This window comes from Frigidibacter sp. RF13, assembly GCF_026626305.1.
Classification (GTDB): Bacteria; Pseudomonadota; Alphaproteobacteria; order Rhodobacterales; family Rhodobacteraceae; genus TMP-24.
In genome coordinates this window covers 511,124-526,574 of record NZ_JAPNUE010000001.1, presented here as the reverse complement: position 1 = coordinate 526,574, position 15,451 = coordinate 511,124, and the positions used below count along the sequence as shown (strand labels likewise).

The 15,451-nt window shown below is 64.4% G+C and carries 17 protein-coding genes; 9 read left to right on the top strand and 8 right to left on the bottom strand.

Going from position 1 to position 15,451, the window contains the following annotated elements:
• The 4 genes from OU426_RS02515 to OU426_RS02500 all read left to right on the top strand — a co-directional run bounded on the left by OU426_RS02515 (position 1) and on the right by OU426_RS02500 (position 4,109).
• Positions 1–513 carry a GNAT family N-acetyltransferase gene (locus OU426_RS02515; protein WP_267632269.1) on the top strand — a complete coding sequence of 171 codons (513 nt, stop codon included), beginning with the start codon at positions 1–3 and terminating at the stop codon, positions 511–513.
• A gap of 124 nt (positions 514–637) precedes the next feature.
• Complete coding sequence (obgE, locus tag OU426_RS02510) at positions 638–1,669, top strand: GTPase ObgE (RefSeq protein ID WP_267632268.1); 1,032 nt, start codon at positions 638–640, stop codon at positions 1,667–1,669.
• On the top strand, positions 1,657–2,778 hold the full coding sequence (gene proB / locus OU426_RS02505) for a glutamate 5-kinase (protein ID WP_267632267.1): 1,122 nt from the start codon (positions 1,657–1,659) through the stop codon (positions 2,776–2,778). The genes obgE and proB overlap by 13 nt, the downstream gene beginning before the upstream one ends.
• 68 nt (positions 2,779–2,846) lie before the next feature.
• On the top strand, positions 2,847–4,109 hold the full coding sequence (locus OU426_RS02500) for a glutamate-5-semialdehyde dehydrogenase (protein WP_267632898.1): 1,263 nt from the start codon (positions 2,847–2,849) through the stop codon (positions 4,107–4,109).
• 2 nt (positions 4,110–4,111) lie between these two features.
• Here the strand turns inward: OU426_RS02500 and OU426_RS02495 are convergent, their stop codons facing one another.
• Positions 4,112–4,690 carry a histidine phosphotransferase family protein gene (locus OU426_RS02495; protein ID WP_267632266.1) on the bottom strand — a complete coding sequence of 193 codons (579 nt, stop codon included), beginning with the start codon at positions 4,688–4,690 and terminating at the stop codon, positions 4,112–4,114.
• A gap of 65 nt (positions 4,691–4,755) precedes the next feature.
• On the opposite strand from OU426_RS02495, the gene OU426_RS02490 reads away from it, so the two are divergent.
• From OU426_RS02490 to olsA, 3 genes are all read left to right on the top strand, one after another.
• A complete protein-coding gene (locus OU426_RS02490) occupies positions 4,756–4,944 on the top strand; it encodes a DUF3553 domain-containing protein (protein WP_267632265.1) in 189 nt (62 codons plus the stop codon).
• Between the two features lie 118 nt (positions 4,945–5,062).
• Positions 5,063–5,842: an L-ornithine N(alpha)-acyltransferase gene (gene olsB, locus OU426_RS02485; protein WP_267632264.1), complete on the top strand. Its 780-nt coding sequence runs from the start codon at positions 5,063–5,065 to the stop codon at positions 5,840–5,842.
• Positions 5,839–6,687, top strand: a complete 849-nt coding sequence (gene olsA, locus OU426_RS02480) for a lyso-ornithine lipid O-acyltransferase (protein WP_267632263.1) — start codon at positions 5,839–5,841, stop codon at positions 6,685–6,687. Before olsB ends, olsA begins: the two co-directional genes overlap by 4 nt.
• A gap of 9 nt (positions 6,688–6,696) precedes the next feature.
• Here the strand turns inward: olsA and OU426_RS02475 are convergent, their stop codons facing one another.
• The 7 genes from OU426_RS02475 to OU426_RS02445 all read right to left on the bottom strand — a co-directional run bounded on the left by OU426_RS02475 (position 6,697) and on the right by OU426_RS02445 (position 13,110).
• Positions 6,697–6,915, bottom strand: coding sequence for a hypothetical protein (locus OU426_RS02475; protein WP_267632262.1), 219 nt, complete (start codon positions 6,913–6,915; stop codon positions 6,697–6,699).
• A gap of 55 nt (positions 6,916–6,970) precedes the next feature.
• Positions 6,971–7,684, bottom strand: a complete 714-nt coding sequence (locus tag OU426_RS02470; RefSeq protein ID WP_267632261.1) for a CbiX/SirB N-terminal domain-containing protein — start codon at positions 7,682–7,684, stop codon at positions 6,971–6,973.
• A gap of 80 nt (positions 7,685–7,764) precedes the next feature.
• Positions 7,765–8,790 (bottom strand): extracellular solute-binding protein, encoded by a 1,026-nt coding sequence (locus OU426_RS02465; RefSeq protein ID WP_267632260.1) that lies wholly within the window; start codon positions 8,788–8,790, stop codon positions 7,765–7,767.
• Between the two features lie 22 nt (positions 8,791–8,812).
• Complete coding sequence (locus tag OU426_RS02460) at positions 8,813–9,619, bottom strand: ABC transporter permease (protein WP_267632259.1); 807 nt, start codon at positions 9,617–9,619, stop codon at positions 8,813–8,815.
• A complete protein-coding gene (locus tag OU426_RS02455; protein WP_267632258.1) occupies positions 9,612–10,520 on the bottom strand; it encodes an ABC transporter permease in 909 nt (302 codons plus the stop codon). Before OU426_RS02455 ends, OU426_RS02460 begins: the two co-directional genes overlap by 8 nt.
• A gap of 3 nt (positions 10,521–10,523) precedes the next feature.
• The gene (locus OU426_RS02450; RefSeq protein WP_267632257.1) at positions 10,524–11,579 is read right to left on the bottom strand and encodes an ABC transporter ATP-binding protein; all 1,056 of its coding nucleotides are present in this window, start codon (positions 11,577–11,579) and stop codon (positions 10,524–10,526) included.
• Positions 11,580–11,661: 82 nt separating this feature from the next.
• Complete coding sequence (locus OU426_RS02445) at positions 11,662–13,110, bottom strand: amidase (protein WP_267632256.1); 1,449 nt, start codon at positions 13,108–13,110, stop codon at positions 11,662–11,664.
• Between the two features lie 193 nt (positions 13,111–13,303).
• On the opposite strand from OU426_RS02445, the gene OU426_RS02440 reads away from it, so the two are divergent.
• Both OU426_RS02440 and clpX read left to right on the top strand, forming a co-directional pair.
• Positions 13,304–13,927 (top strand): ATP-dependent Clp protease proteolytic subunit, encoded by a 624-nt coding sequence (locus OU426_RS02440; protein WP_267632255.1) that lies wholly within the window; start codon positions 13,304–13,306, stop codon positions 13,925–13,927.
• A 134-nt stretch (positions 13,928–14,061) separates the two neighbouring features.
• Positions 14,062–15,330, top strand: a complete 1,269-nt coding sequence (gene clpX, locus OU426_RS02435) for an ATP-dependent Clp protease ATP-binding subunit ClpX (protein WP_267632254.1) — start codon at positions 14,062–14,064, stop codon at positions 15,328–15,330.
• Positions 15,331–15,451 lie beyond the last annotated feature (121 nt).

The window sequence follows — 15,451 nt, the reverse complement described above, 5'->3', positions numbered from 1 at the left end:
ATGCGCCGCCCCCTTCTTCAGACGGGGCGGCTCCTCCTCCGTCCCCTTCAGGCCTCGGACGAGGCCGCATTGGTTCTGGCCTTGAACGACTGGGAGGTGGCGCGCTGGCTTGCCGTAGTGCCGCATCCGTACGGATCGGCTGACTTTCATGACTTCCTGCGGCATGCCGAACCCGGGATCGTCTGGACCATCCAAGCGCAGGACGGCCTTGCCGGCTTGATCGAGAATGACGGCGTTCTCGGCTATTGGCTGGCGCGACGGGCCTGGGGCAGGGGCTATGCAACCGAAGCGGCGCGCGCGATCCTCGCCGCCCATTTCACCGACCCGGCCGCCGGGGCGGTCGCTTCAGGCTACTTCGAGGGCAATGATCGGTCCGCCGCGGTGCTGCGCAAACTGGGCTTCGCTATCTCCGGCTATATGATCCGACGCTCCAGGGCGCGACCGGGGCAGGATCAGCTTTCCTGCCGAATGCACCTCACACGCGCCGCTTGGGAGGCCGCAAGCCCGGCGTGAAAGATCCATATCCTTCACTCTGGCCCAAATATCCCGGGGTCCGGGGCAGCGCCCCGGGGCTCGGACCTTGCACAAACCCGTTCATCGCACTATCGCCTGACCGACCCGTCCGAAAGCCCCGCACATGAAATTCCTCGATCTCGCCAAAGTCTATATCCGCTCCGGCTCGGGCGGAAACGGCTGCGTCAGCTTCCGGCGCGAGAAGTTCGTCGAATTCGGCGGGCCGGATGGCGGCGACGGCGGCAAGGGCGGTTCGGTCTGGGCCGAGGCAGTCGACGGGCTGAACACGCTGATCGACTTTCGCTATCAGCAGCATTTCTTTGCCCAGAACGGTCGGGGTGGAATGGGCCGCCAGATGACCGGCGCGGATGGCGACGATATCGTGCTGAGAGTGCCGGTGGGCACCGAGATCATCGACGAGGACGAGGAAACCCTGATCGCCGACCTGACGGAGGTTGGTCAGCGCGTCTGCCTCGCCAAGGGCGGCAACGGCGGCTGGGGCAACCTGCGCTTCAAGTCCGCGACCAACCGCGCGCCCGCCAATGCCAATCCCGGACAGGAGGGGATCGAACGGACGATCTGGCTGAGGCTCAAGCTCATCGCCGATGCGGGCCTTCTCGGCCTGCCGAACGCCGGCAAGTCCACCTTCCTCGCCGCCGTCTCAAACGCCCGGCCGAAAATCGCGGACTATCCGTTTACCACGCTCCACCCCAATCTTGGCGTCGTCGGCGTTGACGGCAAGGAATTCGTGATGGCCGACATCCCCGGCCTGATCGAAGGGGCATCCGAGGGCAGGGGCCTTGGCGACCTGTTCCTCGGTCATGTCGAGCGCTGTTCGGTGCTCCTGCACCTTGTCGACGGCACGTCCTCGACCATCGCCAAGGACTACAAGACCATCATCGCCGAGCTTGAGGCCTATTCGCCCGACCTCGCGGCGAAGCCCCGGATCACCTGCCTGAACAAGATCGACGCGCTGGATGCAAAGACGCTGTCCTCGCGCAAGCGGTCGTTGGAAAAGGCTTGCGGCGGCGAAGTGATGCTCCTCTCCGGCGCCGCGAAGAAGGGCGTGACCGAGGTTTTGCGCGCGCTTTGGGGCGAAATCGCCCGGAACCGGCGCACGGATGCGTCCGAGGAAACCACATCGTGGCAGCCCTGACGCCCGACATCACGAGAGCGCGGCGGCTGGTCGTCAAGATCGGCTCGGCGCTGCTTGTCGATCGCGCGAAAGGGCTGAAGCGCGACTGGCTTTCGGCTTTGGCGCTCGATGTGGTCGAAGCGAAGCTCAGGGGCGCCGACGTGATCCTCGTTTCCTCGGGGTCCATCGCCCTTGGTCGCGGCGTCCTCGGCTGGCCCACCGGCGCGCTCGCGCTGGAACAGGCTCAAGCTGCTGCCGCTGTCGGTCAAATCCGTCTGGCCCGTGCCTATGAAGAGGTTCTGGCGCCCCACGGCATCACCACCGCGCAGGTCCTTGTGACGCTGGAAGACACGGCAGACCGCCGCCGCTATCTGAATTCGCGCGCGACGATGGAAACGCTGCTTGCGGCGGGCGTTGTGCCGATCGTGAATGAGAACGACACGGTCGCGACGGACGAGATCCGCTTCGGCGACAACGACCGGCTCGCCGCACAGATCGCGGTGACAGTGGGCGCCGATCAACTGGTGCTTCTGTCCGACGTTGACGGCTTCTATTCGGCCAACCCCAAGGAAGACCCGGCCGCCGAGCGCTTCGACCTGATCGAGAAGATCACCCCGAAGATCGAAGCGATGGCGGGCGATCCGGTCTCGGGCCTCTCGAAAGGCGGCATGAAGACCAAGCTGATGGCGGCGAAGACCGCTGTGCAGGGCGGCTGCGCGATGGCGATCATGGAAGGCTCGGTGCTGCGACCCCTGAAGGCGCTGGCCGCCGGTGCGAACCGCACCTGGTTCCTGCCCGACGGCGACCCGCAAGCCGCGCGCAAGCGCTGGATCGCGGCGATGAAGCCCAAGGGCGACATCACGGTCGACGCGGGCGCCGTCGCGGCGCTGGAACAGGGCAAGTCACTGCTGCCCGCCGGCGTCCGCGCGGTCGGCGGAACCTTCGGACGCGGCGAGCCGGTGGCGATCCTCGGCCCGGCGGGCGAGGCCTTGGGCAAGGGCCTCATCCGCTATACCGCCGCCGAGGCCAAGGCGATCGCCGGTCATAAATCGTCCGAGATTGCCGCAATCCTTGGTTATCAGGGCCGTGCGGCCCTTGTGCATCGTGACGATCTGGTGCTGGATTTCTGAAGGCAAGGCCGGGGGCGCTGCCCCCGGACCCCCGGAGTATTTGAGGACAGAACGTGGACAGGCCGGTTATGGATACAAAGGATGTTGCCACGCTGATGGCCGGTATTGGCGCGCGGGCGAAAGCCGCTGCTGCAGACCTAGCTTTCGCCTCGTCCGAACGCAAATACGCCGCTCTCGAATCGGCCGCCCAGGCGGTCTGGGACCGGCGGCAGGAGATTCTCGACGCCAATTACATGGACCTCGCCTATGGCGCGGAAAAGGGTCTGTCGGCCGCGATGATAGATCGTCTCACGCTCGACGAGCACCGCATTCGCGGCATCGTCGACGCGCTGAAGGCGGTCGCGGCCCAGAAGGATCCGGTCGGTCAGGTGATCGCGGAATGGAACCGGCCAAACGGGCTGAACATCAAACGGGTCAGGACGCCCCTCGGCGTCGTCGGCGTCATCTTCGAAAGCCGCCCGAACGTGACGGCGGACGCGGGCGCGCTTTGTCTTCAGGCCGGGAATGCGGTGATCCTGCGCGGCGGGTCAGAAAGCTTCCATTCCTCGGAAGCGATCCATGACTGCATGGTTCAGGGGCTGAAGGCGGCTGGCCTGCCCCCAGACGCAATCCAGCTGGTGCCCACCCGCGACCGCGCGGCAGTCACCGAGATGCTGCGCATGGTGAACCATATCGACGTCATCGTGCCGCGTGGTGGCAAGGGCCTCGTCGGCCTTGTGCAGGCCGAGGCGCGGGTGCCGGTCTTTGCCCATCTCGAAGGCATCTGCCATGTCTATGCCGACCGCGACGCGGACCTCGAGAAGGCCCGCGCCGTGGTCCTGAACGCCAAGACCCGCCGCACCGGCATCTGCGGCGCGGCCGAGTGCCTGCTGATCGACTGGCAGTTCTATACCAAACACGGCGCCGTCCTGATCGAGGACCTTCTGAAGGCCGGTGTCGAGGTCCGGACCGAGGGCGAGCTTCTGAAAGTGCCGGGCACCGTCCGCGCCGCACCCGACGACTTCGGGCGCGAATTCCTCGACAAGATCATCGCGGCGAAACTTGTCGACGGCGTCGATGCGGCCATCGCCCATATCCGTCGTTACGGCTCTTCCCACACCGAGGCGATCCTGACCGAGAATGACACGACCGCCGACCGTTTCTTCGAACGGCTCGACAGCGCGATCCTGATGCGCAACGCCTCGACCCAGTTCGCCGACGGCGGCGAGTTCGGCATGGGCGGCGAGATCGGCATCGCCACCGGCAAGATGCACGCACGCGGGCCAGTGGGGGCCGAACAGCTGACGAGCTTCAAATATCTGGTGACCGGCGACGGGACCATCCGCCTCTGAGATCAGAAGCTGAGGGTGATCCGGTTCGCGCCGATCTCTGCCTTCACATCGCGGCCAAGGCGTCGCGCTTCGCTGGCGAGAAGCACGAATTGGATGAGGGCAGGGGGCGGGGTGTCGATCAGATCCGGTGCGCCGAGTTGTGCCCAGAGCGGGTTGTCATTGCGGATCATCTCCGACTGGCCGGACACACGCCACTGTCCGCCCGCCTCGACCGACACCTTCCCGCCGCGCGGCATCGCGCTTTCAAGGCAGAGGATTGCGAGAAGGGCGAGTTTGGCCGGTCCTCGCTCGGCGCCATCGGGCGCGACGGTCCAGTCGATCGCCAGGCGGCTGGTGCGACCTTGCGCGTCGATCGCCGCCTGCAGGTCGCTGCGCGCGATCCGCTGGTCGGTGTGCGCCTGGCCGAACGCTATGCGGAAGAAACGAATGCGGTCGTTCGCCGCCGCAACGCTTTCGGAGATAAGCGCCAGTTCCGGTCCCGCCGCGATCCCCGACATTGCCAGAAGCTCCAGCCCGTTCGCGATCGCGCCCAGAGGGCTGACCAGATCGTGGCAAATCCGCGAGGCGAGGAGTGAAGCCATGTCCGGCTTGGCGTCATCTTTGACTGGTACTAAATGCATTGGGACCCCTCGGAACGGAGTGACAGGTGAACGAATTTCTGGAGCCCGGAATGATCGTCGCCCATCCGGGCGCGCCGGACTGGGGTCTTGGGCAGGTGCAAAGCCGGATCGGCCTGAAGATCACCGTGAATTTCGAACATCGCGGCAAGTTGGTGATCGACGGCAATCATGTGGTGCTCAGGCTGATTTCGGGGCGGTCCGTACCGCAGGAATGATGCCGAATGGTTAATGCAGCTTTAACGCGAGTCAACGGCGAGCTTGTTGCCGAATCCTGCGCCTGTCCGTAAAACCGCGACCGCGAGAGACAGACCCGAGGTCAAGAGCAGGGCGCCGATGACAGCCGAGACATCGCAATATCAGGTGCGGCTGGCGCAGGGCGAGGCTGATCTCATGGCTGCGCAGCGGCTGCGCTATCGGGTCTTCATCGAGGAGTTGGGCGGTGACGGGCCGCATGTGGATCATCGGGGCAGGTTCGAGCGCGACGAGTTTGACGATATCAACGATCATCTGGTGCTCGTCGACGTGACGCGCGGCACGGGCGCGCTCGACCATGTCGTGGGCGCCTACCGGCTTTTGCGCGGCAGCCGGGCGGAGGCTTTCGGTCGGTTCTATTGCGACGCGGAATATGATCTGGCGCCGCTCAGGCGGTCGGGCCGTCGGTTGCTTGAATTGGGCCGGTCCTGCGTCGACGCAGGCCACCGGGGCGGGGCGGGAATGTTCCTTCTGTGGAATGCGCTGGCCGACTATGTGCTCGAGAACGGGATCGAAATCATGTTCGGTGTCGCCTCCTTTCACGGCACCGATGTTGCGGCCCTCAGGCGGCCGCTGAGCTGGCTGCATCATCACCATCTGGCGCCGCCGGAGCTGCGGGTGCGGTCGCGCCGGTTCGAAAGCATGGACCTGATGCCCGGGGCGGAGATCGACCGGCGGCAGGCGATGGTAGAGATGCCCGCCCTGATGAAAGCCTATCTGCGGCTTGGCGGATTTGTCGGCGACGGTGCCTTCGTCGATCACACGTTCAATACGACTGACGTCTGCCTCCTGATGGACACCCAGGCGATGAGCGCCCGGCATCGTGACTTCTACACCCGCAAGTACGAGGCCAAGGTGTGACCACCTGGCGCCCGGAGGAAGAGCCCACCCTCGCTGCGCTGACGGCGGCGGGTTGGATCAGGGCGCTGCTGCGTGGGCTCGCGCTTGGACTTCTGACCTCGCTCGGGCTGGTCGCGATGCTCTTGGCGCGCCTCGTCGAGCGGCCGCTGTGCGGTGCGGCGCGGCCGGTGACGCCTTTCATCACACAAGCTGTCTGCCGTCTGGCCTTCCTGATCCTCGGCATGGGCTACGTCTATCGCGGGCAACCGATGGCGCATCGCGGCGCGATCGTCGCCAATCATTCCTCCTGGCTCGATATCTTCGCGCTGAACGCCTGCCAGCGGGTCTATTTCGTCTCGAAGGCCGAAGTCTCGCGTTGGCCCTTCATCGGCTGGCTGGCGCGCGCGACCGGTACGGTTTTCATCGAGCGTGACCCTCGGCGGGCCCGCGCCCAGCAGGCGGAGTTCGAGGCGCGGCTTCGTGCGGGCCATCGTCTGCTGTTCTTCCCCGAAGGCACCTCGACCGACGGGATGCGGGTATTGCCGTTCAAATCGACGCTCTTTCAGGCGTTCTATACCCACGGGCTGGAACATGTGATGCAGATCCAGCCGGTCACGGTCGCCTATCACGCGCCTGAGGGCGCCGACAAAAGGTTCTATGGCTGGTGGGGCGAGATGGACCTCGCCCCGCACCTTCTGCACACGCTGGCCGCCAGGCGGCAGGGGCGGGTCGAGGTGATCTTTCACCTTCCGGTCAGCGTCGATGCCTTTGGGTCGCGCAAGGCATTGGCCATACAGTGCGAACAGGATGTCCGCGCCGGTCTGGTGGCGGCCCTTGGCGCCGCCATCGACCCGACGGACTGCTGAGCGGACGCTTTAGCGCAGGAAAGCCATCCAGATCAGGAAACCCCAGAGCGGCAGGGCCATGACCATTACCGGCAGGAGCCACCAGCCCGAGGGAAGCCGCTTATCGCCCGCTACCCATTCGGCGTCGTCCAGACCCTGCTGGCGCTCCTGCTCCAGCCAATAGTCAAGCGGATCATTGCCGCCGCCGCTTTCGCTCGCTGCCCGTCTTGTCGATGCCATACGTCCCATGGCGATACCCCTGTTACCCTGGGAACAGGCTAGGCACCGATAGATTGAGGAAGGATTACTCCGCTGTATTGCCTTGCGCGATCAGCCGATCCGCCAGGGCACGGGCGATCAGCGAGGGAACGATGGGGTGGGTGCCGAGCGGGTCGAGCAGGGCGCCCGCAAAGCCCGCCGTGCGAAGCGCGGCGGGGATATCCTGCTGCACATGGCCCCAGCGCGCGACGAAGAGCGGCAGGCAGAGCGCGCGGGGGCCGAGACCACTTGCCGCATCGGTGACATGGGGCGCTTCCTCGACGAAACCCAAGCGAACCGCCGCAAAGCCCGTCACCGTTGCGGCAATGGCTCTGGTTGCTTCGGCCGAGGCTCGGCTGCGGCCCGAGCCATGGGCCGCGAGGAGGAGCGCTGTTTCCGCTGTCGCCCAGCCGCGCGCGCGCGCAGCCTTGCGTGCAATATCGACGGCAAGCGGCGCGATACCGGGCAGGAGCCCGAAAGCGGGCAGGATCGCGAGACCCGGATGACCTGACGCCACCAGCCGGCGCGGCAGCTCGCTGCGGGTAAACCAGCCGTCGGCCATGAAGAACGGAAAGACGAGCGGGGCGCCGAGACCATCCAGGGCCCGGTCGAGCGCACCCGGCGCCGCGAGCGTCGCGCCCGCGATCCGCCAGCCGGGAATGAGCGCGCCAACCGACGCTGCGAGGGCGGAAATCTCCGCCTCTGGCGGCTCCGGGTCTGACGGCTGGCCGTGGGCGACGATAAGGGCGGAAGGTTTCATGCGCCGAACATAGGGCTGTTCATGCAAAAAACCAGCCGCCGGACGGATCCGGCGGCTGACCTCTGGCTGAAACTGTCCGCTTACTTCTGAAGCTCGGTCCAGATCGCGGTGATATATTCCTGCGCTTTGCCGGTGCAGGTCTTGAGGAACACGCCCTTGTCGGCAAGCTCCGCTGGCACGACGATTTCCGGCGCGTCCTTCATGTCTTCAGGCATGAAGGGCTCCGATCCGGAGATGCCGTTCGCATAGCGGGCGAAGGAGGAGATCAGCCCGGCATTCTCGGGCTGGGCGATGAAGTTGAGGAACTGGTAGGCTTCCTCGACGTTCTGCGCGTCCTTCAGCAGCATCACCTGGTCCATCCAGAGGATGAAGCCTTCCTTGGGGTAGCCGTATTTCACGTCCGGATTTTCCAGACGGGCACGGAAGATCGCGCCGTTCCAGTAAAGCGAGGCCATGACGTCGTTCGCCGCCATCTTCTCGGTCATGCCATAGTCCATCGACAGCCATTTCGGCTTGGCCTCCAGAAGCTTGTCGCGGACCTTCTTCATCAACTCGCCATCTTCCGAACAGGGCTGGCCGCCCATGTACATGGTGGCGAGCGCCACGACGTCGCCCATCTCCGGCGTGACGTTGACCTTGCCAACGAGCTCGGGCGGCGGGTCGAGGAAGATGGCCGAGGTGTTGATGTCGCCCGAATAGACGGTCTGGTTCACCGCCATGCCGGTCGAACCCCACTGCCACGGGATCGAGTATTTGCGGCCGGGGTCGTAGTCGACGGTCATCCACTCCGGCGCGATGTTGGCATGGTTCGGGATCTTCGACAGGTCGAGTTCCTGGACGAGACCCTTCTCGATCCAGATAGGCACATGGGTTGCCGAGGGCACAACGAGATCGAAGCCATGACCGCCGGCCTCGACCTTGGCGAGAGCGGTTTCGTTGCTGTCGTAGTCGGTCACCGTGACCTTGATCCCGGTCTCGGCCTCGAACTTCGAAAGGAGTTCGGGCGAGGTGTAGTTTCCCCAGTTGAAAAGCTGCAGTTGACCTTCGGCGCTGGCGAGCGAGGTCGAGGCCAGCAGAAGGGCAACTGCGGTAAGAGTGGGTTTCATCTTCATTCTCCCTGTTTTTTGTTTAGTGGTCTTGTCGTTTCGTCAGCAGGAAAAAGGCGGTCAAGAGAAGGACCGTCAGCAGCAGAAGTACGCTGGAAATGGCATTGATTTCCGGTGTGAGCTGGCGACGCAGCTGCCCCAGCATGAAGGTCGGCAGCGTGTCCTGTCCACCCGATTTCACGAATTCGGTGATGACGACATCGTCAAGCGAGATGACGAAGGCCAACATTGCTCCAGCGATGATGCCGGGCGCCAGCAGTGGAAGCGTTACCCTCCGGAAGGTCGCCCACGGGCTGGCGTACAGGTCGGCGGCCGCGGTTTCCAGCGACAGGTCCATGCCTTCCAATCGTGCCCTGATAGGCAAGTAGGCGAACGGGATGCAGAAGGCGGAGTGCGCGGCGATCAGATAGCCGAGGCCCTGGATGCCGGTCGTGACCTTGATCCAGGCGAAGAAGATCAGAAGCGCGACGGCGGTTACGATCTCGGGCACCATCAGCGGCTGGTTGATCATCACATAGATGAAGGTCTGGCCCTTGAAGGCCTTGCGCCGTGTGGTGCCGAGGGCCGCCATCGTGGCAGCGGCGGTCGAGATGAGCGCGGCCGAAACAGCGATGATCAGCGAACGTACCGTCGCCTCCTTGACCGCAGTGTTTGCCCAGGCCTTGGCGTACCAATCAAGCGACAGGCCCTGCCAGACCGCGACCGAATTCCCTTTGTTGAAGGAATAGACGACGAGGATGACGATCGGCAGGTAGAGGGCGAGGAAGACCGCGATGGCGGTTCCGGTAAAGCCCGGCAGGCGGGCGACCGAGAAGGGGCGCTTAGTCATGGCGCACCTCGCGATTGACGGCGCGGACGTAAAAGAGAAGCGCGGTCGCAACGATGACTAGAAGCACCACCGAAAGTGCCGCGCCAAGCGGCCAGTTCCGGCCCTGCCCGAATTGCAGTTCGATGAAATTGCCGATCATCATGTTCTTGCCGCCGCCCAGGATACGCGGCGTTACATAGGCGCCGAGCGAGGGGATGAAGACCAGGATCGACCCGGCGACGATGCCGGGTTTCACGATCGGTACGATCACGCGGGTCAGGGCCCGCCAGCGGCTGGCGTAGAGGTCGTAGCACGCTTCGAGGAGCCGCATGTCGAACCGGTCGATCGCGGCAAAGAGCGGCAGGACCATCAGCGGCAGGTAGACATAGGTCATACCAATCAGCACGGCTGTGTCGGTGTAGATGATCTGCAAGGGCGTTTCGATCAGGCCGAGCTTTTTCAGGACCGTGTTCAGAACGCCTTCGGTGCGGATGATCTCGTTGATTGCGAAGGTGCGGATCAGGAGGTTCGTCCAGAACGGAATGGTGATGAGGAACAGCCACAGTGCCCGCGCCTTGGGCGGGCGCGTGGCGATGAACCAGGCGGTGGGAAAGCCCACGGCGAAGGTCAGCGCCGTGGTCAGGAGCGACAGTTTGACCGAGCGCCAGAAGATCGTCAGATGCGCGTCGGCAAGGCTGACCGTGTCGTCGAAAATGTCGCGCGTGAAGAGTGTGGCGACCCAGCCATCGGTCGAGAAGGCCCATTCGACATTGCCGTATTGGCCAGCCTCCAGAAACGAATAGACCAGCATGATGAACAAGGGACCGACGGCGGCGAAGGTCAGGATCACCAGTGCCGGGGTCGAGAGGAACCAGCCGTTGCGAGCGGAGCGGTTGTTGGCGCGTTCCTCGAGGCTGTGCATGGCTCAATCCTCCAGCAGCTGCACGGCGCCGGGCGCGAACGTAACGCCGACCGTTTGGCCCGGTGCTGGTTCGGCCGAGGGGTCGGCCTGGGTCTGCTGGCGCGCGACGACCTCGGTGCCGTCCTGAAGCGTCAGATAGACATGCATGTCGGTGCCGAAATAGACCGCGTTCGTGACCGTCGCGGGCAGGGCCCCGGCCGCGCCTGCGGGCGTGAGGCGCACATGTTCGGGACGCACGGCCAGTGTGACGCGCCCGGTCTTCGCCGTTTCGATGCGGGTTCCGGCACCGAGATCGGCTGCCCCGCCGCGCGCCTCGACGGTGAGGAAGTTCGTCTCGCCGATGAAATCGGCGACGAAGCGGCTGGTCGGGCGGGTGTAGATCTCGCGTGGGGCGCCGATCTGGCGGATGTGGCCGGTGCTCATCACCGCGATCCGGTCGGACATGGTCAGCGCTTCTTCCTGGTCGTGGGTGACGAAGATGAAGGTAATGCCTGTTTCATGCTGCAGGCGCTTCAGTTCGATCTGCATTTCCTTGCGGAGTTTCAGGTCCAGCGCCGAGAGCGGTTCGTCCAGCAGGAGGACCTTGGGCTGCGGTGCGAGCGCGCGGGCGAGGGCCACGCGCTGTTGTTGGCCGCCAGAAAGCTGGCTGACCTTGCGGCCAGCAAGCGCCTCGAGCTTGACGAGTGCGAGCATCCGTTCGGCCGTCGCCTTGACCTCGGCCTTGGGGCGGCCCAGCATTTCCAGGCCAAAGCCCACATTCTGCGCCACGGTCAGGTGCGGGAAAAGCGCATAACTTTGAAAGACCGTATTCACCGGCCGCTTGTTTGGCGGCAGGTCGGTAATGTCTTGTCCTTCCAGATGGATCGCCCCGGAGGTCGGGCTTTCGAAACCCGCGATCAGCCTGAGAAGCGTGGTCTTGCCGCAGCCCGAAGGGCCGAGCAGGGTGAAGAATTCGCCCTTGCCGATGGTGACGGAGACATCGTCCAGCGCGCGGATGGTATGGTCGCCCTGTCCGAAGTGCTTGGATACGCTCCGGACCTCGACGGCGGTTTCTGACAAGGTGAGCCCTCCCCAAGGTGCTTCCTTTTGATCAGATTTTACCGCTTGCAGATTCGGTGCAAGGAAAAGCTGGGCCTCCGGGTCAATTTTGTTTGTATGCGTCCTGTTGGGGCGGGCGGCGGTTGGCCCAGGGTCGGGCAGCTTCCAGTTCGGCGGAAAGGGCAATCAGCATCTCGTCCTCGCCGAAGGGGGCTGCGAGGTGAATGCCAATGGGCAGGCCATCGGCGTTCCACGCGAGCGGCAAGGAGGCGGCGGGCTGGCCCGAGGCGTTGAAGACCGCGCAGAAGGGCGAATAGTCGAAGACCATGCCGGCGCCCATGCGATAATGGACGAAATCCTCGGTCCGGTGGGCAAAGCGGCCGACCACGGCGGGCGGTTCGGCGAGTGTTGCCGACAAAAGCACGTCGTAGGGCGGCAGGAAGGCGGCCATCTCGCGGCCGAATGCATGGATCTTGCCGACCGCCTCCAGATAGTCGGCGCCCGACAGGGTGGCGGCGTAGGCGATGGCGCCTTGTGTCACGGCCTCGACCTCGCCATCGGCCAGCGGGCGACCGCGCGCCGCGACTGTCTTGGCGACATAAAGTGCGGTGCCGCAGGCGACGATCTTCGTCCAGGCGCGCATCATGCCTGCGACATCGGCCTTCGGTCTCGCCGGTTCGACATGGTGGCCGAGGCTCTCCAGAAGCCGGGCGGCTTCGTGGACGGCGTCGCGGCAGTCGGGATGGATCGGCGCGCCGGTGAAGGTCGTGTCGCACATGGCGATGCGCAAGCGCCGGGGTGGACGGGCGATGGCGGCACTGTGGCTGTCCCGCAAGGGCGGCGCCCAATAGGGGGCGCCGGGGTCAGCGCCGTGGCAGGCATCGAGGAAGGTGGCCGTATCGCGGACCGAGCGGGTGAGGAACCCGTCGATCGTCATGCCGGCCCAACCTTCACCGACATAGGGCCCGTCGGGCAGCCGGGCGCGGGTGGGTTTGAAGCCGTAAAGGCCGCAAGACGCGGCCGGGATGCGCACCGATCCGCCGCCGTCCGACCCATGCGCTGCAGGTACGATCCCGGCCGCGACGGCCGCGCCCGCGCCGCCGGACGATCCGCCCGAGGTATGACCGAGGTGCCAGGGGTTGCGCGTCGGGCCGCCATAGACGGCGGCTTCGGTTGCCGGTCCGACGCCACCCTCGGGCGCGGTCGTGCGGCCGAAGCTTACGACCCCCGTCGCGCAGATGCGTTCGAAAATCGCGCTGTCGCGCGGGTAGCGTGTGTTCATCAGAAGGCGGGAGCCATTGTGCGAAGGAAAATCCACTGCCTCGCAGCCGAGGTCCTTCAGAAGGAAGGGCACGCCCCGGAACGGCCCGTCGGGGAGGCCCTTGCGGATTGCCGCGCGGGCCACGCCTTCTTGAAGCAGAACGACAGCGTTCAGCTGCGGATTGAGCCTCTCGACCTCGGCAAGCGCGAGATCGAGCAGCTCTTCTGCGCTCGCGTCCCGGCGGGCGACCAGCGCGGCGAGCGCGGTCGCATCCATCACACCATACTCCATGTCCACCCTCCCGCCGATGATCCGGCCATGCTGCCTTGGACCGGTCGGTTTGAGAAGAGCCTTCGGCGCGACCGGAGAGGGGCCGTCAGGTCAGGCAGGGCCGGCCCTTGCAGCCCCCGTCGCGCGCCACTAAGACTTGTGTAAGCAAAGGCCCATAAGACTAGACACCGGATTGAGCGCGAGGCGGCAGACGATGAAAGACCCGTACGATCTCTATATGAACACCCTTGTGCCGATGGTGGTCGAGCAGACCTCGCGCGGCGAACGGGCCTATGACATCTATTCGCGGCTCTTGAAGGAGCGGATCATCTTCCTCGCAGGTCCCGTCCATGACGGCATGTCGACGCTGATCTGCGCCCAGCTTCTGTTCCTTGAGGCGGAAAATCCCTCGAAGGAAATCGCCATGTATATCAACAGCCCGGGCGGTGTGGTGACTTCGGGCCTGTCGATCTACGACACGATGCAGTACATCAAGCCCAAGGTCTCGACGCTTGTCATCGGGCAGGCAGCCTCGATGGGCTCGCTGCTGCTGACCGCGGGCGAGAAAGGCATGCGCTTCTCGCTGCCAAACAGCCGGATCATGGTCCACCAGCCCTCGGGCGGCTATCAGGGCCAGGCGACGGACATCATGATCCACGCCCAGGAAACGCAGAAGCTGAAGGACCGGCTGAACCAGATCTATGTCAAGCATACCGGCAACCCGATCAAGAAGGTCGAGGCGGCGCTGGAGCGCGATAATTTCATGTCGGCCGAAGACGCTAAGGACTGGGGGCTGATCGACGAGATTCTCGAAAGCCGACCGAAGGTCGAGGACTGAATGTAACGCCCGGCCACAAGAATGTGTGGCCGGGCAATTAGACGTTGTGATGGTCCGGTTGCTGCCCTAATCTTGCCGAAAAGGGCGGCTCTAAATGAGCGCTAATGGCCGGGGGCAGGCCGCAGAGGTGACGGATGGCGAACAATTCAGGCAGCGACAGCAAGAACACCCTTTACTGCTCGTTCTGCGGCAAGAGCCAGCATGAGGTCAGAAAGCTGATCGCCGGTCCTACGGTCTTCATCTGCGACGAATGCGTCGAGCTCTGCATGGATATCATCCGTGAAGAGACGAAGACCACGGGTCTGAAATCGCATGACGGCGTGCCGACACCGCGCGAGATTTGCAAGGTGCTGGACGATTATGTGATTGGCCAGCAGCACGCCAAGCGCGTGCTGTCGGTTGCGGTCCATAACCACTACAAACGCCTGAATCATGCGGCGAAGTCCTCTGATATCGAGCTGGCGAAATCGAACATCCTGCTGATCGGCCCGACAGGCTGCGGCAAGACGCTGCTCGCACAGACGCTGGCACGCATCCTCGATGTGCCCTTCACCATGGCGGATGCGACGACCCTGACCGAAGCGGGCTATGTCGGCGAGGATGTGGAAAACATCATCCTGAAGCTCTTGCAGGCGTCCGAATACAACGTCGAACGCGCGCAGCGCGGCATCGTCTATATCGACGAGGTCGACAAGATCACCCGGAAGTCCGACAACCCGTCGATCACCCGCGATGTCTCGGGCGAGGGCGTGCAGCAGGCGCTTCTGAAGATCATGGAAGGCACGGTCGCTTCGGTGCCGCCGCAGGGCGGCCGGAAGCATCCGCAACAGGAATTCCTGCAGGTCGACACGACCAACATCCTCTTCATCTGCGGCGGCGCCTTTGCCGGGCTTGAAAAGATCATCGCCCAGCGTGGCAAGGGTTCGGGCATCGGCTTCGGCGCCGACGTGAAGGACCCGGATTCCCGTGGCGTAGGCGAATTGTTCAAGGAGCTTGAGCCTGAGGATCTGCTGAAGTTCGGCCTGATCCCGGAGTTCGTCGGCCGTCTGCCGGTGCTGGCAACGCTCGAAGACCTTGACGAGGATGCGCTGGTCACGATCCTGACGGAGCCGAAGAATGCGCTGGTCAAGCAATATCAGCGGCTGTTCGACATCGAGGGGGTGAAACTGACCTTCACGCCCGATGCGCTGACCGCGATCGCCAAACGTGCGATCAAGCGCAAGACCGGCGCGCGGGGCCTGCGTTCGATCATGGAAGATATCCTCTTGGACACGATGTTCGAACTGCCGGGCATGGGTTCGGTGCAGGAAGTCGTGGTCAATCAAGAAGCGGTCGAGACCGAAGGCGCTCGGCCGCTGCTGATCCATGCGGATGCGAAGAAAGAGGCTACCACCGGGCGCTGAACCCGACTGGGACGAATTTAAAGGCCCGGACGGTACCGTCCGGGCCTTGTTCTTTGCGCCGCAGCTCGTCGAAGCACTTCGTGCGCGCCTCGCGCGGGCAGGCCGACGAGACATGCAATGT

What these genes read in the sequence shown, in the direction of transcription:
- OU426_RS02515 (WP_267632269.1), top strand. Translation starts at nt 1, where the DNA reads ATGCGCCGCCCCCTTCTTCAGACGGGGCGGCTCCTCCTCCGTCCCCTT.
- obgE (WP_267632268.1), top strand. Translation starts at nt 638, where the DNA reads ATGAAATTCCTCGATCTCGCCAAAGTCTATATCCGCTCCGGCTCGGGC.
- OU426_RS02500 (WP_267632898.1), top strand. Translation starts at nt 2,847, where the DNA reads ATGGATACAAAGGATGTTGCCACGCTGATGGCCGGTATTGGCGCGCGG.
- OU426_RS02495 (WP_267632266.1), bottom strand. Translation starts at nt 4,690, where the DNA reads ATGGCTTCACTCCTCGCCTCGCGGATTTGCCACGATCTGGTCAGCCCT.
- olsB (WP_267632264.1), top strand. Translation starts at nt 5,063, where the DNA reads ATGACAGCCGAGACATCGCAATATCAGGTGCGGCTGGCGCAGGGCGAG.
- OU426_RS02475 (WP_267632262.1), bottom strand. Translation starts at nt 6,915, where the DNA reads ATGGGACGTATGGCATCGACAAGACGGGCAGCGAGCGAAAGCGGCGGC.
- OU426_RS02470 (WP_267632261.1), bottom strand. Translation starts at nt 7,684, where the DNA reads ATGAAACCTTCCGCCCTTATCGTCGCCCACGGCCAGCCGTCAGACCCG.
- OU426_RS02465 (WP_267632260.1), bottom strand. Translation starts at nt 8,790, where the DNA reads ATGAAACCCACTCTTACCGCAGTTGCCCTTCTGCTGGCCTCGACCTCG.
- OU426_RS02460 (WP_267632259.1), bottom strand. Translation starts at nt 9,619, where the DNA reads ATGACTAAGCGCCCCTTCTCGGTCGCCCGCCTGCCGGGCTTTACCGGA.
- OU426_RS02455 (WP_267632258.1), bottom strand. Translation starts at nt 10,520, where the DNA reads ATGCACAGCCTCGAGGAACGCGCCAACAACCGCTCCGCTCGCAACGGC.
- OU426_RS02445 (WP_267632256.1), bottom strand. Translation starts at nt 13,110, where the DNA reads ATGGAGTATGGTGTGATGGATGCGACCGCGCTCGCCGCGCTGGTCGCC.
- OU426_RS02440 (WP_267632255.1), top strand. Translation starts at nt 13,304, where the DNA reads ATGAAAGACCCGTACGATCTCTATATGAACACCCTTGTGCCGATGGTG.
- clpX (WP_267632254.1), top strand. Translation starts at nt 14,062, where the DNA reads ATGGCGAACAATTCAGGCAGCGACAGCAAGAACACCCTTTACTGCTCG.